General features: G+C 55.5%; 16 protein-coding genes. 6 read left to right on the top strand and 10 right to left on the bottom strand.

Annotated features, from left to right (window positions below):
* Positions 1–18: 18 nt before the first annotated feature.
* The 9 genes from MIH18_RS16070 to MIH18_RS16030 form a co-directional block, all read right to left on the bottom strand.
* Complete coding sequence (locus tag MIH18_RS16070) at positions 19–3006, bottom strand: efflux RND transporter permease subunit (RefSeq protein ID WP_349293810.1); 2988 nt, start codon at positions 3004–3006, stop codon at positions 19–21.
* 49 nt (positions 3007–3055) lie between these two features.
* Positions 3056–4228, bottom strand: a complete 1173-nt coding sequence (locus tag MIH18_RS16065; protein ID WP_249012872.1) for an efflux RND transporter periplasmic adaptor subunit — start codon at positions 4226–4228, stop codon at positions 3056–3058.
* A gap of 9 nt (positions 4229–4237) precedes the next feature.
* Positions 4238–5581, bottom strand: coding sequence for an N-succinylarginine dihydrolase (astB, locus tag MIH18_RS16060; RefSeq protein ID WP_249012871.1), 1344 nt, complete (start codon positions 5579–5581; stop codon positions 4238–4240).
* 65 nt (positions 5582–5646) lie between these two features.
* Positions 5647–7122: a succinylglutamate-semialdehyde dehydrogenase gene (gene astD, locus MIH18_RS16055; protein WP_249012870.1), complete on the bottom strand. Its 1476-nt coding sequence runs from the start codon at positions 7120–7122 to the stop codon at positions 5647–5649.
* Positions 7123–7155: 33 nt separating this feature from the next.
* Positions 7156–8229, bottom strand: a complete 1074-nt coding sequence (astA, locus tag MIH18_RS16050; protein WP_249012869.1) for an arginine N-succinyltransferase — start codon at positions 8227–8229, stop codon at positions 7156–7158.
* A 64-nt stretch (positions 8230–8293) separates the two neighbouring features.
* Positions 8294–9319, bottom strand: a complete 1026-nt coding sequence (locus MIH18_RS16045) for an arginine N-succinyltransferase (protein WP_249012868.1) — start codon at positions 9317–9319, stop codon at positions 8294–8296.
* 20 nt (positions 9320–9339) lie between these two features.
* Positions 9340–10554, bottom strand: coding sequence for an aspartate aminotransferase family protein (locus tag MIH18_RS16040; protein WP_249012867.1), 1215 nt, complete (start codon positions 10552–10554; stop codon positions 9340–9342).
* Positions 10555–10667: 113 nt separating this feature from the next.
* Positions 10668–12119 carry an exonuclease domain-containing protein gene (locus MIH18_RS16035; protein WP_249012866.1) on the bottom strand — a complete coding sequence of 484 codons (1452 nt, stop codon included), beginning with the start codon at positions 12117–12119 and terminating at the stop codon, positions 10668–10670.
* 80 nt (positions 12120–12199) lie between these two features.
* Entirely contained in the window at positions 12200–14032 is a 1833-nt protein-coding gene (locus MIH18_RS16030) for a sigma-54-dependent Fis family transcriptional regulator (protein ID WP_249012865.1), read from the bottom strand.
* Between the two features lie 259 nt (positions 14033–14291).
* On the opposite strand from MIH18_RS16030, the gene MIH18_RS16025 reads away from it, so the two are divergent.
* The 4 genes from MIH18_RS16025 (at position 14292) to MIH18_RS16010 (ending at position 21020) form a co-directional block, all read left to right on the top strand.
* Positions 14292–15215, top strand: a complete 924-nt coding sequence (locus MIH18_RS16025) for a transporter (protein WP_249012864.1) — start codon at positions 14292–14294, stop codon at positions 15213–15215.
* 40 nt (positions 15216–15255) lie between these two features.
* Positions 15256–17367 (top strand): PQQ-dependent dehydrogenase, methanol/ethanol family, encoded by a 2112-nt coding sequence (locus tag MIH18_RS16020; protein ID WP_249012863.1) that lies wholly within the window; start codon positions 15256–15258, stop codon positions 17365–17367.
* 24 nt (positions 17368–17391) lie between these two features.
* Positions 17392–18897, top strand: coding sequence for an aldehyde dehydrogenase family protein (locus MIH18_RS16015; protein WP_249014636.1), 1506 nt, complete (start codon positions 17392–17394; stop codon positions 18895–18897).
* A 74-nt stretch (positions 18898–18971) separates the two neighbouring features.
* Positions 18972–21020, top strand: coding sequence for a TonB-dependent receptor (locus tag MIH18_RS16010; protein WP_249012862.1), 2049 nt, complete (start codon positions 18972–18974; stop codon positions 21018–21020).
* A gap of 15 nt (positions 21021–21035) precedes the next feature.
* On the opposite strand, the gene MIH18_RS16005 is transcribed toward MIH18_RS16010, so the two are convergent.
* Positions 21036–21626 carry a phenylacetic acid degradation protein PaaY gene (locus MIH18_RS16005; RefSeq protein WP_249012861.1) on the bottom strand — a complete coding sequence of 197 codons (591 nt, stop codon included), beginning with the start codon at positions 21624–21626 and terminating at the stop codon, positions 21036–21038.
* 280 nt (positions 21627–21906) lie between these two features.
* On the opposite strand from MIH18_RS16005, the gene paaF reads away from it, so the two are divergent.
* Both paaF and paaG read left to right on the top strand, forming a co-directional pair.
* Positions 21907–22680 carry a 2,3-dehydroadipyl-CoA hydratase PaaF gene (gene paaF, locus MIH18_RS16000; protein WP_249014635.1) on the top strand — a complete coding sequence of 258 codons (774 nt, stop codon included), beginning with the start codon at positions 21907–21909 and terminating at the stop codon, positions 22678–22680.
* A gap of 67 nt (positions 22681–22747) precedes the next feature.
* A complete protein-coding gene (gene paaG, locus MIH18_RS15995; protein WP_249012860.1) occupies positions 22748–23539 on the top strand; it encodes a 2-(1,2-epoxy-1,2-dihydrophenyl)acetyl-CoA isomerase PaaG in 792 nt (263 codons plus the stop codon).
* Positions 23540–23541: the final 2 nt, after the last annotated feature.

The following is a 23541-nucleotide window of genomic DNA, read 5'->3' as shown; positions in this document are numbered from 1 at the left end:
AGCCAGCCGGAAAACGGATCAAGCCGGTGAGTTGTCCGGTTCGGCTACCGGCACTTTGATCAGCAGCGAGCAGACCGCAGGAATCAGCAGCAGGGTCAGCACGGTAGACGCCAGCAAGCCGGAGATAATGGCCCAGGCCATGGGAGGCCAGAGCGTAGAGCTGCTGAACGCCAGCGGCAGCAAACCCGCCACGGTGGTTCCAGTGGTCAACAGAATGGGCCGGGTGCGTTGTTCGACGGCCTTGCGCACGGCGTTGAAAATGTCGTGCCCGTTATCCAGCTCCCTATCCATCACATCCAGCAGCACAATGGCGTTGTTCACCACAATACCCACCAGCGCGACCACTCCCAACAACGATTGAAAACCGAAAGGCGAGCCGCTCAGCACCAGCCCGGGGAATATGCCCACGGTGGCCAGCGGCAATGTCAGCAGAATAATGCCCACCCGGCGGAAGGAATTAAACTGCAACAGCAGAAAGAACAACAGCAGCAAAATACCGATGGGCGCAGCCTTTAGCAGGGCGCCGTTGGCGTCGCCCGAACCTTCGGCGTCGCCGCCCAGTTCCAGACGCGTTCCGGGCGGCAAAGGATCGGATTCCAGCACACGATTCATGCCATCCAAAGCCTGGCTAAAGCTGAACCCGGTGACCAGGTTCGCCGCTACCGTATTGATTGGCACACCATTGCGGGAATACTTCACCGCCGCTTCCCAACGGGTGTCTACAGAGGCCAGCGCAGCCAGCGGTATGGCGTCGCCCTGGCTGTTGTAGATGTTCACCGACAGCAGCCGCTCGAGGGAAATAGCGGTGCCCTCGCGGGAGCGCAACACCAGCGGAATAGGGTCGTCTTCCTGGCGATAGGTTTCCGCCACTATGCCAAAACTCTGGCCGTAAAGACTGTTTGCAACGTCGGCACGGGTCAGACCAAAGCGCGCAGCGGTGGCGTCATCCACGTTAATTGCAACGCCCGGAACGCCAATATCCAAATCATGACGCAGGTCCACCGTGCCAACGGTCGCCCGTAAGGCGCGGAATACCTGTTCGGTAGCACGGGCGCGATCGTCTGCGTTGGCGTTGTATACCCGCACTTCTACCGGCGCGGCCCGCGGCGGCCCCTGCGCCAGAGTGCCTACCACCACATCCAGCTCGGGCAGATTTTCAGCCACGTAGGTACGCACCCAGCGAATCATGTCAGCGGTATCTGCCAGGGTGGGCGTACGAATCACCAGTCGGCCACGGTTGGGCGCCTGAGGTGATCGTTGAAGGTTGTAGTAAAAACTGGGGCCGGCAAAACCGACAAAGCGCTGTATGTCCAACGCTGCCGGCTGGCTGCGAATCGCGTGTTCCAGCTGGGCTGCCACCGCCGATGTCTGGGCCTGATCGGTACCCTCAGGCAGATACATTTCCACTATTACCCGTGGCCGGTCGGCGTTCGGAAAAAACTGCTGAGCCATAAACGGCGTCATACCCAGGCTGGCAACCACCAATAACGAGCCCGCCAGCACCAAGCGCTTGGGATGGTAGAACACCAGCCCGCCCAGAAAACGCGCAAATCCAATCAACCGGTCTTCCTTCACACCGCGGCGGGCCTTCAGAAACCGCGCCGCCAGTAATGGCACCACAGATATAGCCAGCAGGTAGCTAACAGACAACGTCAGCATGATCATGATCGGCACGCCGCGTGTGAAGTCGGCGGCACCGCCTTTCGACAACAACATGGGTGTAAACGCGGCGATGGTGGTGCCGGTTGACGCACCTAAAGGCCCTGCCAGCTCACCCACCGCTTTGCGCAAGGCATCCAGCCGGCGCATACCTTCATCCAGATGGCCCTGTATGTTCTCCACAATCACAATGGCGTTATCAATCAGAATGCCCAGCGAAATCACCATGCCAATAATGGCTACCTGGTGAAGCACGCCTCCGCCCAGGTCATAAAGGCCAATACTGATCAACGCTACCATCGGCAGAATGGACGCCACCAAAAGCCCCATGCGTATACCCATGCCGGTGAACACCACCGCTACAATAATCAGAACCGACAGCACCAAGCTCCACGCCAGACCTATCAAGCGCTCCTGCACCTTGTCTGGCTGAAAGAACATCTCGTGAATTTGATAAGGCGCAAAATCACCCTCAATCTGTTGCAATCGCTCCCGCACCTGCTGGCCAAAGCGGATGGCATCGGTGGTGTCTTCTTCCATGATCAGCGACAGCGTTACCACCCGCTCGCCGTCATACCAGGTTTCCGGCTGGCGCGGCTCCACCGGCCCACGCCACACCTCCACCGCTGCCGCCAGCGGCACCTGGGAGCCATCTGGCAGCTCAATGGGCGTGGCACGTATGGCTTCAATATCGGTAAATTCGCTGTTCGGCAGTATCGACAGGCGGCGGCCGTTTACCACCACAAAGCCGCCCGGCGTGGTCTGGTTGCGCTGCGCCAGGGTGTCCAACACTTGGGCTGGAGAAATCCCAAGGCGGAAAAGCGCAGCGTCGTCTAGCGCCAGGGTTATCTGTTCATCGCTATCGCCGTCTAGATCAACCCGGGACAAACCACTGATATCACCCAGGTTCTGCTTTAGCCTCTCGGCCACCGCCGTCAGCTCTGTCACAGAGGGCGACCCCGCCACTGCCAGCACAATCGCCGGAATATCAATCACGCGGTCGTCTAACGTCATCAATCCAACATCGTCAGGAAAATCCCGGCGTGCCCGGTCCATCGCCCGGCGCACCCGGTCCCACGCCGGATCGGTTTCATAAATCGTGTCTTTCAGGCGCAGGGTCAGCAGCGCCACGCCGGTGCGAGCAATGCCCTGGCTGAAATCCAGTTCCTCCACTTGCCGCAGTTCGTCAGTCAGCGGCTGCAGCACCAGGCGCTCTACATCCGCGGCGCTGGCGCCGGGATAAACCACCGACACCAAGCCCGCACGATAGGGAAACGATGGGTCCTCCTGGCGCGGCATGGTGCTGTAAGCAGCAATGCCCAACAGGCACAGCATGGTGACAACCATGCCCAGCAGGCGTTGAAAATTCAGCAGGCGGCGGTTGGTCAAGGCGTTGCTATCCTTCTACGGGCTGAGTGCGCACAGCGTGCGCCACTTCAATCACGGTGTCGCCGTCTGCCAATTTGGTCATACCGGCGTACACCACCTGATCACCCGCCACCAGGCCTTCGGCGGAAATAGCCACGCGCTCACCCAATATCCGCAATACCGTGACCGGAGTGCGCCGGGCAACACCATCACGCACGAGGAACACACTGGTGCTCGAGCTGGAACTAGCCTGAGGACTGAAAGTGGAACTGGCAGTGGCGTTTACGTCACGTATCACCGCCAGCAACGGCACGGTTAAGGCCGCGATGGTTTGCGGGGTAATGCCCACTTCTACCGGCACACCTGCATTAAGAGTGTTAGCCGGAAGGTTCACCAGCAGCGGTTGCAACTCGCCACGAATGGCACCGGCCTGGGCGATTTCAACCACGCTGCCCTGCACCGGCGCCTGGCTGCGGTCTTGCACCGACCATACCGGCAGCTCCGCCCCCAGGCTAACGTGATTGAGCATATACACCGGCACCCGCACTTCCACTTCCCGCCCTTTCGGCGACGACAATCGCATAACCGGCTGACCGGCGGCCACAAATTCATCCTGCTCGACCAACAAGGCTTCTACCCGGCCGGCAAATGGCGCTTTCAGAGTATTTTCTTCCAGCATTTTGCTGGCTTCGGCTAAAGATGCGCGGGCGGTGGCAACGCCGGCCTTGAGCCCGTCGCGGCGGGCGGCAATCTGTTCCAGCGACTGTTCCGACACCACACCGCGTTCGCTCAGGCTGCGGGCGCGCTGCCATTCGCGTTCTGCCTGTTCGTAGTTGGTGATCAGTTCATCCAGGCGAGCGATGGCAGAATCCCGCGCCGGTTCCAGGGCGGGGCTGTAAATCCGCGCCAGCACGGCGCCGGCCTTTACGGTTTGACCCAACTCCACTTTGCGCTCGGTAAGGGTTCCACTGAGCTGAAATGTCAGCGTTGCGCGCTGGCTGGCACGCACTATGCCGGCAAAGCGCAGGGACACTTCGCGGGCATCACCGCCTTCAACCGCCGCTGTGCGCACGTGCACAACCGCCGGGCCCGAAGCTGCTGCATTATTAGCAGCGACGCTGTCGTCTGACGATTTTGAACACGCCACAGCCGTTAAAGCCGCAACTACCAGCAACGCCATGCGCAAATAAGGTCGCACCATGGGTATTTTTTATCCCCGTTGAAAATCGTAAATCGACCCCAGGCTCAGAATGCCTGTGAGTTCGTCCAGCGCTTTTTGTACTTCCTGCAGCAACATGGGATCGGCCAGATCCTGTTGGCTGAGCCTATCACGATAATGGGCTTCTACCCACAGAGTCAAACGATCGTATAAAACATCCGTTAGAACCACGCCTCTATGCATGGCGGCCCGCTCGTCATCATTGAGTACCACCCGCAAACGCAGGCAAGCCGGCCCGCCACCGTTACGCATAGACTGCTTTACATCGAACACTTCCACCGCGGTAATCGGCCCGCCGCTGGCCACCAGTTTGTCCAGATACTGGCTCACGCTGGCCACTTCGCGGCACTCACCCGGCACCGCCAGCAACATGCCGTTGTTGGTGTTAAGGAGTTGGCTGTTAAACAGATAAGACGAGACCGCATCGGCCAGGGGCACTTCACTGCCGCTCACCCGCACCGCTTGCAGCTCACATCCGGTCAGGCGCTCGCGAATTCCGTTGAGCGTGGAGTGTTCATTCAGAAACGCCATCTCGTGATAAAACAGGGTGTTGCCATTACCGACCGCAATAACATCGTTGTGGAACACGCCGGCGTCAATCGCTTCCGGGTTCTGCTGGGCAAATACCACGCCTTCATCGCGCAAATTGTGCAGCCGGGCAATGGCATGTGACGCTTCAAAGGTCTGCCGCGCAGGAAAACGCTTGGGTGCCTTAGCCTTATCGTTTAACGCTCGCTGACCATACACGAACAACTCCACTCCGGGAGCGCCGTAATCGCTGCACAGACGGGTGTGGTTGGCCGCACCTTCGTCACCAAAATGGCTCACCGCTGGAAGCGCCGGGTGATGTGCAAAATGGCTCTCGTCGCCGAATATGGATTTTAAAGCACGGCCAGTAACCACGTGCTCGATGGAGCGATGGAACTTGGCGCCCAGGTTGGCCGGGGTGAAATGTACCCGCTGGTCACGGGTGTCGGCGCTGGGCGAAACCGTGGCGGCATTGGCTGTCCACATAGCCGCAGCGGAAGACACTGCCGCCAGCAGCTCCGGAGACTTTTTTAGCACCTGCGCCAGAACGTCTGCGTCGTTGCCGCTAAAGCCCAAAGCACGCAAGGTCGGCAAGTGCGGGCGTTCGTGGGGCGGCAACACGCCTTGCACATAGCCCCGGTCAGCCAGCTGCTTCATTTTCGCCAGCCCCTGCAGAGCGGCTTCTTTGGGATTAGACACCGCACTGACGTTGGATTTCGATGCCACGTTGCCCCAGGACAACCCGGCATAGTTGTGGGTAGGCCCCACCAGCCCGTCAAAGTTGGCTTCTACGGCATGATTTGCCATTTTCAAGATTCCATAGCAGATGGCCCTGAACGGGCCTTGGATAAACGTGGATGTGCTACCCCGGATCAGTCGAAGTTAAGCCCCGGTGCCAGAGTGCCTGGCAGCTCGCTAACCTTGGCTTCCAGCGACGCCATGGGCCAGGCGCAGTAATCCGCTGCGTAATAAGCGCTGGCACGATGGTTGCCACTGGCTCCGATACCGCCAAAGGGCGCTGCACTGCTGGCACCGGTTAACGGCTTATTCCAATTCACAATACCGGCTCGAGTTTCTTCCAGCAGGCGCTGGTACAGCTTTTTGTCGTCCGTCAAAATACCTGACGCCAAGCCAAAGCGGGTGTTATTGGCCAGCTCCAGGGCATCGTCAAAGCTCTCATAACGATATACGGTCAGTAACGGCCCAAAGTGCTCGCCATCCGCTAACTCCAACCCCGTGGCGTCTATTATGCCTGGCGATAACAGGCCGGTATTGGCTTTAAGCTGCTTCATTTCCAGCAGACTTTTTGCGCCCTGCTCCACCATCTGCGCCTGAGCTGACAGCAATTTCTCTGCCGCCGCAGGCGAGATGACAGCACCCATAAAGGGCTGGGGCTCGGCGTCAAATTCAGCCACCGTCAACCGGCCGCTTACGTCCACCAAACGTTCAAGGAACAGATCACCTTTGCTGCCTTTTGGCAGCAGCAGCCGGCGGGCGCAGGTGCAACGCTGGCCGGCGGATATAAACGCCGAGTGAATGGTGTGGTGCACGGCGGCGTCCACATCGCTTACGTTCTGCACAATCAACGGATTGTTACCGCCCATTTCCAGCGCCAGAATTTTCTCCGGCTGACCGCCATGCTGTTCGTGCAAGCGATGGCCCACAGCGGAACTGCCGGTAAAGAACAGGCCGTCCAGCCCCGGGTGCGCGGCCAATACTTTTCCAGTCGCGGCGGCGCCTTGCACCAGGTTAATCACGCCGTCTGGCAGGCCGGCTTTTTGCCACAGGCGTACCGTGAATTCGGCCACCGCCGGGGTCAGTTCGCTGGGTTTGAAAATCACCGTATTACCCGCCAGCAAGGCTGGCACAATGTGGCCGTTGGGCAGGTGCCCGGGGAAATTGTAAGGACCAAATACCGCCACCACTCCGTGGGGCCTGTGGCGCAGCACCGCATGGCCAGCAGCCACCTCAGATTCACGGGTGCCTGTGCGCTCGTTGTAGGCCTGTTCTGAAATACCGATTTTGCCGATCATCGCCGCAACTTCGGTGCGTGATTCCCACAGCGGCTTGCCGGTTTCCCTGCCTATTAATGTGGCCAAGGCCTCTTTGTTGGCTTCAAGCAATTCCCCAAATGCTTTCACAATGCCAAGGCGCTCTTCAAAACGGGTGTTGCGCCAGTTACGGAAACTTTTGCGGGCGGCGCGCACGGCTGCGTCTACATCTTCTATATCAGCGGCGCTGCCGTGCCAAATCGTTTCGTCCGTTACCGGGTGCAGGGAGTCAAATTCATCGCCGTGGCCGTCGAGCCAAAGGCCATCAATGAACAGTTCACCTGTCAGGTTGATCATGGTGTTGCACCTCACTTAAACAATGTGTGTTAGCTATTGGGGGGCTTTGAATGAATTTATCGGCAGCGGGCCGCTGTCTTTCAGAGGCGCCAGGTGCACTGTGTCGCCGGCCTGAACCTGAAGTGCCGCAGCAACGTCTTGCGGCAACGCAATCGTGTCGGCGTTTACGCAGGTAAGCGGCAGTGTGGTTGCACGGAAATGTCGCATCGAACGGTTAGCCACAATAACGCGTTCGGTAACGGGCACATCGGTGGCCACCGGCTTGTCAGTAATGGTGACCGTGCGCTCAACCGCTTCGCGTACCGTGCGGATATTGTCGATAAACGTTTCTACCACCGGGCCGCCGTCAAAAATATCCACCAGCCCGTTGAAATTAAAACCCTCCGCCTGGAGCATATTCAACGCCGGCGCCGTATTGGCGTGCACGCAGCCAATCACCGAGCGGGCGCTAGCTGGAAGCATCGACAGGTAAATCGGATATTTCGGCATCAACTCCGCAATAAAGGATTTATTGCCCATGCCCGACAGGCGGTCGGCTTCGCTGAACGCCATATCAAAAAACTTGCTGCCCAGAGCGTCCCACAGTGGGTTATTGCCCTCGGCGTCACTCACACCCCGCATTTCCGCGAAAATCTTCTCAGAGAACTGTTTACGGAAGTCGTCCAGAAACAAAAATCGGCAACGGGACAGCAGCAAGCCGTTGCCGCCACCTTTGTAGGTATCCGCCAACAGCAGCGAGCAAATTTCGCTTACGTCGGTCATGTCATTAGACAGTTGCAGCGTTGGCGTTCGCACGTGTACACCCAGCTCCCGGGAGGCATTCACTGTCACGCTCAGGCGATAGTTGTAAAACACCTCATCACGGCCAACTCTGGCCTGTATGCCGCTTATTCCAACCGCTTGGCCTGTTGTGGTGTCTTCAAGAGCAAACAGATACAGCGCCGCTTCGGGGGCGCAACGCTGGTTAAAACTGTCTCCCGCCAAATCGATTTTCTTCTGTAACAGGCCACGATCTGCCGGCAGCGAGGTCAGGCCCTTGCCCGCCTTTTCCGCCATGGAGTACAGGGCATCAAGGTCGCGATCAGCCAAGGGGCGTATCAGCAGCATGGTCGCAGCTCTCCATTACCAAGGGCACTCATGACGGTACTCATAATGGCGTTCATAAAGATGCTCATAATGGCACTCCGCGCACGCTGTCACCGGTGTCGCTACCCAAGCGGTGCCAGGTGTTTACCGGAACTTTCAAGGCGGCGTCCAGCGTTTCCCCAACCGGGGTCAACGTGCAACGAAAGCCCGAGCCTTCGCCCGCAGCCAATAACCATAACGGGCCGTCGGCATCGGCGCTGCCGCGAAGGATTTTGCGGCGGCTTGCCGCAATACTGTGCAGGCTGTCGGTGCGCGCTTCCAGCACCGGGCCACCGTCAAAAATGTCCACGTAGTGGCCGGCACCAAAGCCTTCTCTTTGTAACAGCTCCAGATTGCCGACCGTTGCCGGATGGGCTTCGCCCAGAGCCTGCTGCGCGGCTTCGCTGAGCAGAGTTACATAGATAGGGTTGGGCGGCATCAGCTCGGCAATAAACGTTTTGCTCAGCTGTGCGGAGTGCCGATCGGCGGTGGCAAAATCCATATTAAAAAAGTGCCGGCCCAGGCTGTCCCAGAATGGCACACTGCCGTCACTGTGTTGTATGCCTTGCAGCTCTACCACGGTGCGCGCCGCAAACCACTCTCTATGGCCCGCTATAAACAGCAAACGCGCGCGGGAAAGCAGTTCGAATGCCTGGGTGGCGCGAAGTTCCTCGGCGATCACCAGAGAACACAGCAGGGTGCAGTCGGTCAGGGAATGGGATGGGTAGAGCGCTTCCACCCGCCGGGATATACCCAGTTCGTGGGAGGCGTGAATCAGCTCGTCGCGGCGGTAATTGTAGAAAGGCTGGCCATTGCCGGCACGGGCATCAATGCCGGCAATGCCGGCAATGCCTTTTATTTCATGACTGTCGACGTGTTCCAACACAAACAGAAAACGCGCCAGATGCTTTCCACCGTGTTCACCCGCAAACGCTGCGCAAGATTCCTTTATCCGGCCCGCCAACGCCTCGCGCTCATGGGGCAGCGTAGAGGGCAGCGCCCGCGTATGCGTCTCGGCGAAAATCAGTATGGGCTCGATATCTTCCGCTATTACCGGGCGCACCAACCACATAGGATCTCCGCATTGTTTGATTAGGCGGTGAGTTTCTGTACCGCAGCTTCAAAGCGCTTCAAAGCTTCGTCTATATCGGCTTCCGGAATAATCAGAGACGGCGCCAGGCGCACCACGTTGGCGCCCGCTATTAATACCATTACACCTTCATCCAGACCGGCATTAAGAAAGTCTTTCGCCCTGCCCTGCCATTTTTCGGTTAACACGCACCCCAGCAACAGGCCGGCGCCGCGCACTTCACTGAACACACCATAACGCTCGCCAATGTCCATCATGCCTTTGCGCAGATGATCAGATCGTAATTTCACGCCTTTCAGAATTTCCGGCTGGGTAATGGTGTCCATGACTTTTTGCGCTACGGCACAGGCCAGCGCGTTACCACCATAGGTGCTGCCGTGTGTACCAACTGACAAGCTGGCCGCCACCTTTGCGGTGGTCAGCATGGCAGCGACCGGGAAGCCGCCACCCAAACCTTTGGCGCTGGTCAGAATGTCTGGCACCACATCGTACATTTGGTAAGCGAAGACGTAACCGGTGCGCCCTACTCCGCTTTGCACTTCGTCAAACACCAGCAGCGCGTCGTTCTCGTCACACAATTGCCGCAGGCCTTGCAAAAACTCTTTTGTGGCCGGCATTACGCCGCCCTCACCCTGAATAGGCTCAACCACAATCGCGCAGGTTTTTTCTTTGGATATCAGTTTTTTTACCGATTCCAGATCGTTAAATTCGGCGTGGTGAATCCCGCCAGGCGCGGGTTCGAACCCTTCCAAATACTTGGGCTGGCCACCTACGCTAACGGTAAACAGGGTGCGGCCATGAAACGCATTTTTGAACGCAATGATTTCATGTTTTTCAGCACCCGAATGCTCCCAAGCGTAACGCCGCACCAGCTTGAAGGCGGCTTCGTTGGCTTCGGCGCCGGAGTTGGCAAAAAACACACGTTCGGCGAAGGTGTGGTCGCACAAGGTTTTTGCCAGCCGCAACGCGGGCTCGTTGGTCATCACATTAGACAGATGCCAGATTTTCTGGCTCTGCTCTTGCAGCGCGCTCAGCAGGCCAGGGTGCGAATGGCCCAGGCAGTTAACCGCAATACCGCCTTGCAGGTCGATGAATTCGCGACCTTCCTGATCCCATATTCGCGACCCTTTTCCGCGCACCGGCACAATCGTTCCGGGGGCGTAATTAGGCACCATAACGTCGTCAAACAACTCGCGGGATACAGGATCTTTGTTCATGGGTTCTCTCGATTATGTTCTCGATTGCGCTTTCGACTGTGTTCGGAATAAATTTCGCAATTAATCAACACATAAGTTAGCACGAATATACGATTGAAATAATACTACGCCGGTTACGGCATCAGCACATCAGGCTGCACTAAAGCCGGCAGCGGTTGTATACGGAATTGCCCGCTGTCTTTACCCAGCAAGGCCTTAGCCAAAAGTTTGTAGGAATCCAAGTCAAAATTGACCGTCTGGCCGCCCAGCGACAGCGAGCCCAGTTCCTGGTCATCGTGAACCGTAGCAACATGCACCCAGTTGTACACCACCAGCACGTCGGTTTTATGGCTGGTTTCGTTACGCTCGATAATCGCCACCGGCCCTTTCCAGGGCCAGGTTTGCAGGCGCAGGCTGTGAAACGCAATTTGCATGCGCAAATTATAACGCATAGGGTCCTCAAAGCCTTCGCAAGCACCCTGGCAGCGGCCAAGTGCACGCTGGAAACAAGGGCCACTGTGCTCGGGTTCCAGGCCTAACAGGCGATTGCACAGTTCGTTTTTCGCCGCAATGCCTGCCAACGTCCGTTCGGCGTCACGCTTGCTGCGAAACAAGCCGTAATAGTTACCTAACCGGCCAGGGTCTATTTCCCGTATCAGCCGCGCCTGCAGATAGCCTTGGGCGTTTGTGGTCAGCTCTATGCTCACCAGATTCTTGGCCGCCCGCGAGCGACGGTTGAACAGCGGCTTCAGACCTTTGATCTGTTTTAGCTCCAGCAACAACGCTCCCAACTCGCCAGCGGTTTCGGTCCAGTCGACGCGGCGCAGGCTTTCGGAAATTCGCACGCCACGGGTGGAATTGTGGTCGCCGGAAAAGTGCGAGGCCACTCGCTGCGCGATGTTCGTGCTTTTACCCACGTACAGCAGCGCATCGTTCTCGCCGTAAAACCGATAAACACCGGGCCCACGAGGCAAGTCCTGCAAGGTATCTAATGGCAGATGGGAGGGAATGCTCGGCCGCTGCAACAGCTCGACTATGGCCGTTTCCAGCGTGTCTTCGCCCTGCTGCGCCAAAGCATGCTCAAAAAACCCGAGCATGGCGGCAACGTCTCCCATAGCCCGATGGCGCTGCACCTGTTGTAAACCATGGCGTTCAATCAGCGCGTCCATATTATGGCGCCGAAACTCCGGGTATAGCCGGCGTGAAAGTTTCACCGTACACAGTACTTTAGCCAAAAACATTCGCCCCAGCCGGCGAAATTCGCCTTTCACAAAACCGTAATCGAAGCGCGCGTTGTGGGCCACAAACACTACGCCGTCCAGACATTGTTCCAGCTCGTCCGCAATATCCGCAAACAGAGGGGCATTCGCCACCATAGCATTGGAAATGCCGGTCAACTGTTCAATGAACGGTGAGATGCGGGTTTGCGGATTCACCAGGGTTTGCCACTGGTCCACACATTCACCCGCTCGCCAGAACTGGATGCCGATTTCGGTGATGCGATCAGTTGCCGCACTGCCGCCGGTGGTTTCAAGATCCAGGAAGGCGAAGGTGGTGGTTTTCAGGTGTTGAATAGTTTGAGACATTTTACAACTTTAATCCCTAACGCCGCAGCGTGCTAATCAGAGTTCGGACGCCCGTATCCAATACAAAAAACACTCCCCGATCAAAGGTTAAATTTCTTTATTTTACGGTATAGCGTCGCTCGCGTTATGCCTAACTCGCGGGCAGCAGTACTAACATTGCCTCCGTACTTTTTCAGAGCCTCAATCACAGCCTCGCGTTCTGCATCCGCTAACACACCCATTTTTGTAGCGGTCCTTTGTACAGACGGCTGACCGACTTTGATATCGTCGGGCAAATGATCAACATCAATAACACCCTTACTTGAAAGCGCCTGGCCCAAGCTTAAAGCCTGCTGTAATTCTCTGACATTACCTTTCCAGACATGATTCCTCAGCAGGTCCCGCGCTTCCGGCGTCAATATTGAAGGAGCATCCGGAAAGGCAGCCAAAGCCAGCAAATGATCCGTCATGGCATCTAGATCTTTACGTTCCCTCAGAGCTGGCAACGTTACCCTCAGACCAGTAAGCCTGTAATAAAGGTCATCACGAAACTCCTCTTTCTCCATCAATTTATCGAGATTCCGGTGCGTAGCACTCACTAAAGAAAAGGCAACAGAACGAGGCCTTTCTTCTCCGAGCCGAGTTACTGTTCGTTCCTGCAACACTCGCAACAAGCGGGCCTGAAACTCAAGAGGCATGTCGCCAATTTCATCAAGAAACAGCGTGCCGCCATTAGCCTCTTCAAACTTTCCTTTAGCACCTCCGCGGCGCGCTCCGGTGAAAGCACCATCAACGTAACCAAACAACTCCGACTCGATCAAACCCGCTGGTATAGCTGAACAATTGACCGCAACAAATGGGCCGACTGAAGCGGGCCCAGTTGCGTGTAACCAGCGCGCAAGAACCTCCTTACCTGTTCCGGTTTCACCGTTTATAACAATAGGAACACCATGCTGAAAAGCGCGGCAGGCTCTCTCAAAAAGAGGCTTCATTGATGAATCTGCAAAAAATGGAGGCGGCGCTGACGGGCAATCGGTTTTGGCTACAACGCTTACAAAAACAGGCGCCGGTTGACAGCTTTCAGTTCGCACATACAGCTTCGAGCCATTGTGGCACTCCACCTCCGTGGGCCTGTTCTTAGACCGGCGCATTTCGTCGGGATGGCAGGAAAATAAATCGCTAAAAGACACGCGCTTCTGGCCCTGCTCCAAAAAGTCGAGATCAAGTATTTGCCGGGCTGAGGGGTTTGCACCCAGCATTTCGCCATCTTCGCAGAAATGTATCAAGCCGCGCATTGCCGAGTCGGTTAACTCGGGACGATAGTGAATCGCCAAAACCAACGCGCCCGCTAGATCGTCAACCATGCGATTTTCGACAGCCCTGGTTGTCAGTGCAACCGACTCAAGAACCCCAACCGGTCGACCATCAAAGGGTTTGGACGCATTCAGAGCACCGATCAGCTTCCCTGTCGGATCAAAAATGGGTACGGCAACGCACGAAAGGCCCCGTAATTCATGCAAGAAATGTTCGTTGCCACAGACAACAGACGGCCGGTGCTCTATCAATGCGCACCCAGGGCCATTGGTGCCCGCCACGCATTCGGAAAGGTCCACGCCGGCATTTAAAGCGGAGCTCAGAACTTTGTAGTGAGGGCTGTCACTGCCGAAATATTTGATGCTGCGCCCCTCCCCTTCCAGGCACGCCAACACCCAGCCCGCCGAACCCAAAGCACGGAACAATCGTTGCATTTCCGGCTCGGCGTAACTCAAAAGCCGCTGATGTCGATCGCGGATGTGCTGTATCTCACGACAAGGCATGGCGTTCAAAAGAACCTGATCGACAGGCGACAGGCCGTGCTCTCTGGAGCGCAACCAAGAGCGCAAGACTTCATCCCGTACCCATTGCGGCGGCACGTCACGGCCTTCATCAAACAACTCACGCGCCTGCTGAACCCGAATGTCTGGATTGAAACGATGTGCCTGCATAGCCGCCTCCATCAAACTGTATTGTTATTATTCATCTGGCTGAACGGAGTGTATTGAAACGATCCATTTCTTTCCAGATGCAGGAATTTATCTTTATAAAAATTTTTAACAATATGTTTTTAAACAATATTTAAAAAATTAGCAACTTGGCACGCGCCCTGCAGATTCTTATGCGCGGTGCCAACAAAACTAACAAGGAATCTGCACTATGTCGCTTTTATCGACCTACGAAAGAAAAATGTCATTTCCCTTTAAGCAGCGGAGCACCAGCGTTGCTTCAGCTGTGCTTGCTACCCTTCTACTGTCCTCGGGCTCAGCACTGGCGATTGACGTCGATGCCGGAGATTACACCGCTCTGCCCCCGGGCACTAATCTGGCGATGGGCTACTACCAGTTCGCCACGCGAGACGCTCTGTACTCCAACGGTGACAAACAACAAATTGATGCCGGGCTAGACTCGCAGATCGGAATTCTGCGCGGAGTCCACTTCACTGACATTGGCGGGTACACCGTCGATCCTCAATTCCTTCTTCCAATCGGCAAGCTCGAAGGCAAAGACGATACGTCAACACTCGGCGATGCCAGCGGTATTGGCGACCTGACACTTGCAGCCACAGTGTGGCTTGTGAACAAACCGGAAAGTAATACCTATTTTGGTATTACTCCTTTCGTCTATGTTCCGGTGGGGAGCTATGACCGAAAGGATTCACTGAATCTGGGAGAGAACCGCTGGCGATATGCGCTGCAAGCAGGTTATATCACCGGGCTTACGCCCAATATCTCGCTGGACCTGGTGGGTGATGTCACCTTTTATGGAGAAAACGATGAACTTGGCGCGGCCAAGGCTACTCTGAAACAAGATCCGTCCTATCAGTTGCAAGGATTTCTGCGCTACCACATGAGCCCACAATGGGATCTTCGCACAGGTATCTCGCATACGTTCGGCGGTGAAACAGAGCTAAACGGCGTTAATCAGGACGACAAACTGGCAACCACAAAAATGACCATAGGAACGGCGTGGTTCATCACTCCAGCGCTGCAGCTTCTGGCGAATTACGGGCGAGATCTCTCGGTAGAAAATGGGTTTAAAGAACAGAATCGTCTCAACCTTCGTGTTCTCAAAGCGTTTTAAAATTGTCTAAAAAAGTAATAACAATGAAAGGGACATTAAAATGAATTTGAAAAGCAATCAGCCCGGAAATTGGTTCAAACAGCAGGCACTGCCCGTCGCATTGATTTCGTGCCTGGGGCTGGCAGCCGGTAACGTTATTGCCGCCGGCCAGGTGAATCAAGACTACATCACTGAAAATGCTAAAACGGGCAAAGACTGGCCCGCCCACGGTTTTGATTACGCAGAAACACGGTTTAGCCCCCTTACACAGGTTTCAGACAGCAACGTTAATAAGCTCGGGCTGGCTTGGTCCTACGATCTAAAGTCAAGCCGCGGTATTGAAACCACACCTCTAGTTGTAGACGGGGTGATGTTCGTCACTGCGTCTTGGAGTGTGGTGCATGCGCTTGATGCTAAAACCGGCAAAAACCTATGGACTTACGATCCGGGCGTACCCCGTGAAAAAGGCTATGAAGCTTGCTGTGATGTTGTTAACCGCGGGGTTGCACTGCACGAAGGCAACGTTTATGTCGCAGCGCTTGATGGCCGCCTGGTCGCTATTGATGCTAAGACCGGGAAAAAAGTCTGGGAAAAAAACACGCTGATCGACAATGACATCGGTTACACACTTACCGGCGCGCCACGCGTGTTCAAAGGTAATGTGATCATCGGGAACGGCGGTGCGGAACGCGGAGTACGAGGCTATATCACCGCATACGACGCGAAAACCGGTGCCCAAAAATGGCGCTGGTTTACCGTACCGGGCGACCCGGGCAAACCCTTTGAAAACGAAGCCATGGCCAAAGCAGCGGAGACATGGGATCCCAGTGGCAAATACTGGGAAGCCGGTGGCGGCGGCACCGTTTGGAACTCCATGGTTTTTGACCCTGAGCTGAACCTCATGTACATCGGCACGGGAAACGGTGCTCCCTGGTCTCACCTGAAGCGCAGCCCCAAAGGCGGCGACAACCTTTACCTGGCGTCTATTGTTGCCCTTAATCCGGACACCGGTGAATACGTTTGGCACTATCAGCAAACGCCCGGAGACAACTGGGACTACACGTCGACTCAGGACATGATTCTCACAGACCTGGAAATCGACGGTAAGATGCGCAAGATAATCATGCATGCACCGAAAAACGGCTTCTTTTTCGTTGTTGACCGCACAAATGGAGAATTCATTTCCGCAGAAAACTTTGTTGACGTGAACTGGGCTGAAGGATACGACGATAACGGACGCCCTATTGAGATAGCAGCAGCTCGCGCCCAGGACAAACCTTTTGATGCAATCCCCGGCCCGTTCGGTGGCCACAACTGGCACTCGATGTCTTACAGCTCGCAAACCGGGCTTGCTTACTTTCCGTCCCAGAATATTCCAATAAATCTCACTGAGGATCCGACCTGGGTCGAACAGGGGAGCAATGAGCCCGGACAGCCAATGAGTGGTATTGGATGGAATACCGCAATGCGCATCAACGAAGTTGCGCCATCCAGCAAACCCTTCGGACGCCTTACAGCATGGGACCCGATAAAACAGCAGGAAGCCTGGCGTTATGAGCACGCATCCCCCTGGAACGGCGGCACACTTGCCACTGCGGGCAACCTGGTTTTTCAGGGAACCGCAGATGCCAGGCTGATGGCATTCAATGCAGAAACCGGTAAACCACTTTGGGAATCGCCCATGGGGACCGGTGTTATTGCGGCACCGATGACTTATGAAGTTGACGGTGTTCAGTACGTCACAATTGCCGCTGGTTGGGGCGGGATATACGGGCAAGCTCAAAGAGGGTCCGACCTGAAAACACCTGGTACCGTTTATACCTTTGCGCTGAACGGCAACGCCGAAATGCCTGAATTTATAAAATACCAGCTGGGTTCATTGCTATCCGGCGTCAAATACAACCCGGAATTCGTTGAGGAAGGCACGGGACTTTATGTCAGTAACTGTGTGTTCTGCCACGGCGTACCCGGAGTTGATAAAGGCGGAAATATTCCGAACCTGGGCTACTCCAAGACCGCGGTTATTGAAAACCTGGACACCTTTTTATTCAACGGCCCATTTGTCTCCAAAGGCATGCCCGATTTTACTGGCAAGCTGAGCGAAACCGATGCCGAGAAATTAAAAGCCTTCATTCAGGGCACCGCTGACGCAATTCGTCCTAAAAACCAGTGATTCAAGGAAACAACAATGAACATGATGGCCAATAAAACAGGTATCACGGAGCAGAAAACCCAGGCATTTGTTGATTGCCAGAACCACCGCATGTTGATTGGCGGGCAGTGGGTTGATGCACTAAACAATAAGCGTATAGAGGTGATCAACCCGGCCAACGAAACCGTCATTGGCAACATACCCTGCGCTCAGCCAGAAGACGTTAACAAGGCTGTGAGTTTTGCAAAGGATGCACTGGAACAGGATGCCTGGGGCCGAATGAGGCCCTCCGCTCGCCAAAATCTGCTGTTAAAGCTTGCAGACCTGATTGAGCGGGACGCCCGGATAATCGCTGAGCTAGAGGCAGTCGATAACGGCAAGTCGGCCGATATCGCTCTGGCGGTGGATGTTGGGCTGGGGCTGGAGTTTTTCCGTTACATGGCAGGCTGGGCAACCAAGATTGAGGGTTCAACCCTTGATGTATCTGTGCCTATGGCTCCGCCAGAGGCTGATTTCTTTGCCTATACCCGGCGGGAGCCCGTTGGCGTTGTAGCGGCGATTATACCGTGGAACTTTCCGTTCCTTATGGCGTGCTGGAAAATAGCACCGGCTTTGGCAGCGGGCTGTACAGTGATTCTAAAACCCGCTGAACAAACGTCTCTATCGGCACTCTATCTGGGCCAGCTAATCGAAGAGGTCGGCTTTCCTGCCGGTGTGGTGAACATCATCACAGGTGATGGGCAAACCACCGGTTCGGCTCTGACAAAACACCCAGGCATCAACAAAATCAGCTTTACAGGGTCGACACAAGTGGGCCAGATGATTGGCCGTGCAGCAATGGACAACATGGCGCGGGTTACCCTGGAGCTAGGTGGCAAGTCACCCATGATTGTCCTTAAAGACTGTGACCCGGAAAAAGCCGCCCAAGGCGCAGCCCAGGCGATTTTTTTCAACCACGGGCAGGTCTGCAGTGCAGGCTCTCGCCTCTATGTTCACAGAAGCATATTTGACACGGTTGTTAGCCGCCTGGTGGAATTGGCGGAGGCCATTCCTATGGGGCCGGGCCTTGATTCTTCAGCCCAAATGGGGCCGCTTGTCTCTCAAGTACAACTGGACCGCGTCTGTCAGTACATCGAGTCGGGCCGCAAAGAGGGTGCTCGCCTGGTAACCGGAGGTGAACGGGTTGACCGTAAAGGGTATTACGTCAAACCCACAATTTTTACCAGTGAAGACGACAGTCTGGTTATTGCTCGTGAGGAGATATTTGGCCCCGTGTTAGTGGTTATCCCCTTTGATGATGTTGACGAGGCTGTACGCCGAGCCAATGATAGCCCCTATGGGTTAGCGGCCAGCATCTGGTCTAATGACCTTTCCCTGGTGCAGCGTTTAATTCCTAAATTAAAAGCCGGTACCGTATGGGTAAACGGACACAACATGCTGGATGCGGGCGTGCCTTTCGGAGGCTACAAACTCTCTGGCGTTGGTCGCGATATGGGTAAACAGTCTCTAGACTCGTACCTCGAGACCAAATCAGTCTTTATGGCGCTTTAACTAAGTAAGAGGCGAGCCCTTGACTGCGAGGCTGAGGGCTCAGTATCGAATGGCACCTAACAAAGATAAGAGCGATGAAAAACTCTAAATCTCAACGTCTCTTTTTAAGCGGTCTATTGACGTTACCGTTCACAATGACGGCCCATGGCCAATCCTCAGCCGACATTGTCGTCACGGCACCGGTTATGGAGCGTGAACTCTACAAAACCCCGGCCGCCATATCGGTCGTCAGGCGAGAGTCCATTCAGCAAGGTCAGCCCAGATCGAAGTTGAATGAAACTCTGAGCCAGGTTCCGGGCGTTTTTCTGCAGAATCAGGAAAACTTTGCCCAGGGCGAGCGCATCGCCATACGCGGCTTTGGAGCGCGAGCACCGTTCGGAGTGCGCGGCGTTACAATCATGGTTGATGGCATTCCTTACACGCTACCGGATGGTCAGGCGCAACTGGACGCGATTGACCTGGACAGCGCCGAACGCATAGAAGTCATTCGGGGCTCCGCCTCGGTTCTTTACGGTAACGCGGCGGGCGGGGTCATCAGCGTAACCACGTCAGATGGGCATCGTAAGCCCGATAAAACATCCGTTCGCACCACTGGCGGAAGCGATAACTTTGGCAAGGTGGTCATAAACAACAACCAGAACAGCGGGCCCTGGTCGCACAGCGTAAGCGCGTCGGCGCTTAACTATGAAGGCTACCGCGACCACGCCAGGGTAGAGAAGTACCTTCTTAACACCAAATTACGCCGGGAGCTCGATAAAGACCGCTCACTAACGGCCATCATAAATCTGTTGGAGAACCCCCGTTCCGAGGACCCGGGCGCCCTAACCGCTGATCAGGTTGAGGCGGACCGGTCTCAGGCCGGACGCTTTACCGAGCAATACAACACCGGGCAAACCGTTGATCAGCAAGTACTTGGTTTGCAGTATCAGGACCTGTCCGCCGGGCCCGGTGAATTACGCGCCAAAACCTTTTACATGCGCAGAAACTTCGAGCAACAACTCCCCTACCCTGGCGATAGCCGTATCGACTATAACCGTGACTATTTCGGGGCCAGTGCCGATTATCGCCAGTCGCTTCAGCTTGCGGGGCTACCATTTCGTTATGTGGCTGGGCTGGAAGCTCGTAGGCAAAAGGATGAGCGCATCCGTCGGGAAATGAGTTTTAACGGTAATTTACTAGGGTTAACCGCCGACGAGCTGCAAACGGCAACCACCCTTGGTGTCTTTGTTCAAAGCGATCTGGACCTTACAGACCAACTGACCTTATCCATTGGTGGTCGTTTCGACCGGATTCGCCTCAAGGTTGATGACGATTTTGCCGCAGATGGAAACCAGAGCGGGAATCGTACCTTCCGTGAATGGAGCGGTTCTACAGGCTTAAGCTATCGATATCTGCCCTCACATCAGGCATACGCTAACATCAGTACCGCCTTCGAAACGCCAACCTTCTCGGAGTTTGCGAACCCATCTGGAGTAGGCGGGCTCAATTCGGAAACCGATCCTCAAAAATCTCTTAATCATGAGCTTGGTTTGCGCGGTGACCTGAGTAACGGCATCGATTATGACCTCACCCTGTTTTGGGTTGATGTTCGGGATGAATTGATTCCCTATGAATTAACCGGTCCTGATGATCGAACCTTCTACCGCAACGCCGGAGATACAACCCGAAAAGGTTTCGAGGCTGCCGCAGGTTGGCTTTTCTCACCGAGCTGGCGTGCAGAAACCGCACTCACTTTGGCCAGCTACACGTTTGAGAACTACCGTTCAGAGGGCAATAATTACGACGACAATCGATTACCGGGCCTGCCCGAAAAAGTCTGGTCTAACCGGTTAAAATGGGAAGGGTTGGGCGGCACTTTTGTCACATTGGAAGCTCGTTATATCGGCGATATGGTCGCTGACAGCGCCAATGAGGTAAAAATTGATGACTACTGGCTGGCTAATCTGCGTGGCGGAAACACCTTGTACGCCGACAGAAACCTTCTTTTGAAAGGCTTCGCCGGCGTTCGCAATCTGGGTGGCAAGGATTACTTCGCAAACGTGCGCATTAATGCCAGCAATGGTCGTTATTTTGAGCCCGCCGCAGGGCGTGTCTGGTACCTGGGACTTGAGACGGTCTTTTAAAGCTCGAACTCTTTCTCACCGATCTTTCAAGTTGTGCGCACCCACTCTCAGCTGAGGCCGGTTTTCATCAATTTCAGTCAGCGGTGCGCATTCTTTGATGGTTTCAAGACAGCGCTCAGTTAACGCCTGATACTCGCGGGTGCCGCTTTGCTTCCAGCCCACTTCTTTATCACTCAACTGTCGCAGCACTTTGGCCGGCGACCCTACAATCAATGAGGCTGGCTCACACTCGAAACCGGCTTTTACAAAAGCGCAGGCACCTACAATCGAGCGCGCTGCAATAACGGCCTCGTCCATTATAACGCTGTTCATACCCACCATTGCGTCTTCTTCAATGGTGCAGCCGTGCAATATTGCGCCGTGTCCCACGTGACCATTACGACGAACGATCGCGTCCCGGCCCGGAAACGCGTGAACAACGCAGCTGTCCTGCAGGTTCGAGCCTGCCTCCATAACAATACGACCGAAGTCGCCACGTAAAGATGCACCGGGGCCAACGTAACAATTGGCACCCACATGCACGTCGCCTATCAGCACCGCTGTTGGATGAACGTATGCGGATGGATGCACTACTGGCGTAACCCCGTCAATTTGGTAACACGGCATAAGATCCCCCTAACTGGACACTAACGTTTATTTCACGAGTTCTAGGCGCTCAAGGTTAAACACAAGATACACATAAAAATCAGAAATCTGCGGACACTACGACACCGAAAAACCGAACGTGATACAAAAATTCATTATTTTGACCCTTGACCGGTATCAATTAAAACCTATACTCTTTCGTTAAAACAAACAAGGCAAAACACCGCTGTAAAGAACCGCCCGACAGCTGCGGGCTCAGGTTCTGGAAAATTAAAAATAATGAAATACCGAGACTATAATGATGCCGCAGATACTGCTATCAGAAGGGCCAACTAACGGCGTTCGCCTTCTAACGCTTAATCGTCCCGAAGCTCTCAATGCACTCAATACCGCACTGCTCGAGGCGCTGAGCGAACAACTCGATATTGCAGAAACCGACCCTGAAACCAAAGCCGTCGTTATTACCGGGAGCGAGCGCGCGTTTGCCGCCGGTGCCGATATCAACGAGATGGCCTCCCGCGATGTTGTTGGAATGCTGGAAGACCCCCGTGTCCAGCACTGGGCGCGCATCGACCGCTTTGTTAAACCGCTGATTATCGCCGTGAACGGTTTTTGCCTGGGCGGCGGCTGTGAGCTCGCCATGCGGGGCGACATTCTTATTGCCGGCACCAATGCCCAGTTTGGTCAACCTGAAATCAACCTCGGCATTATGCCCGGTGCCGGCGGCACCCAGCGGCTGGTGCGAGCGGTGGGGCAATCATTGGCGATGCAGATGGTTCTCACCGGTGAAGCTATCGGCGCTCAAAGAGCCCTCGCAGCCGGTTTGATCACCGAAATCTGCCAACCAGAGCTTACCGTGGAGCGCGCCATGGCGATCGCCATCACTATTGCATCCAAAGGCCCTATTGCGGTGCAGCTGGCTCGCGAGTCAGTGCGCCGCGCTGGGGACATGAACCTTGCTGACGGCCTGCGATTCGAGCGTCACGCGTTTACCATTCTGGCTGCCACGGACGACCGCCGAGAAGGTTTGGATGCGTTCCGCAACAAGCGAAAACCCGAATTCCACGGACGCTGATCCCTCCTAGACAACGACCAACTGCCCGATGACAGACGGGTACCAAAACTGAAAAAAGGACTATTTCATGACCGAGCAGAGCGTGCTTCTCGATATTGACCAGGGGATTGCCAAAGTTACCCTGAACCGCCCAGACAGCCTTAATAGCTTCAACGTTGAAATGCACAAACAGATGCGCGCCGCGCTCAAGAGTATTCGCAACGATGCCTCTGTGCGGGTAATGCTGTTGACCGGTAACGGCCGGGGTTTCTGCGCCGGCCAAGACCTGTCTGACCGCGCCGTCAAGCCAGGCGCGCAGACGCCGGACTTGGGTATCTCCATCGAACAGTACTACAACCCGTTACTGCAAGCCCTGCGGGACCTGCCGATGCCGGTCATCTGTGCCGTTAATGGCGTAGCGGCGGGCGCAGGCGCAAATATCGCGCTGGCCTGCGACATCACACTTGCGGCTCGTTCCGCCAACTTTGTTCAGGCCTTTTGCAAAATAGGACTTATTCCCGACTGCGGCGGTACCTGGACCCTGCCGCGCGCGGTCGGAATGGCTCGGGCAAAAGGCCTGGCCTTACTGGGCGACAAATTGAGTGCCGAAAAGGCGGAACAGTGGGGCATGATCTGGCAGTGCGTAGAAGACGACGCCCTGCAGGATGAAGCCATGAAACTGGCCCGTCATTTCGCCACTCAGCCCACCAAAGGCCTGGCAATGATCAAGCGCGCCCTGCACGCAAGCGCCAATAATACGTTTGAAGAACAGGCACTGGTCGAGCGTGATCTGCAGCGCCTGGCTGGCCGCAGCGATGACTACCGTGAAGGTGTTTCAGCCTTCATGGAAAAACGCACACCCAAATTCACAGGTAAATAAAC

The organism is Marinobacter sp. M3C, from assembly GCF_023311895.1.
Taxonomy (GTDB): Bacteria; Pseudomonadota; Gammaproteobacteria; order Pseudomonadales; family Oleiphilaceae; genus Marinobacter.
The sequence above is the reverse complement of the archived record's forward strand: the minus strand, read 5'-3'. Positions and strand labels throughout refer to the sequence as shown.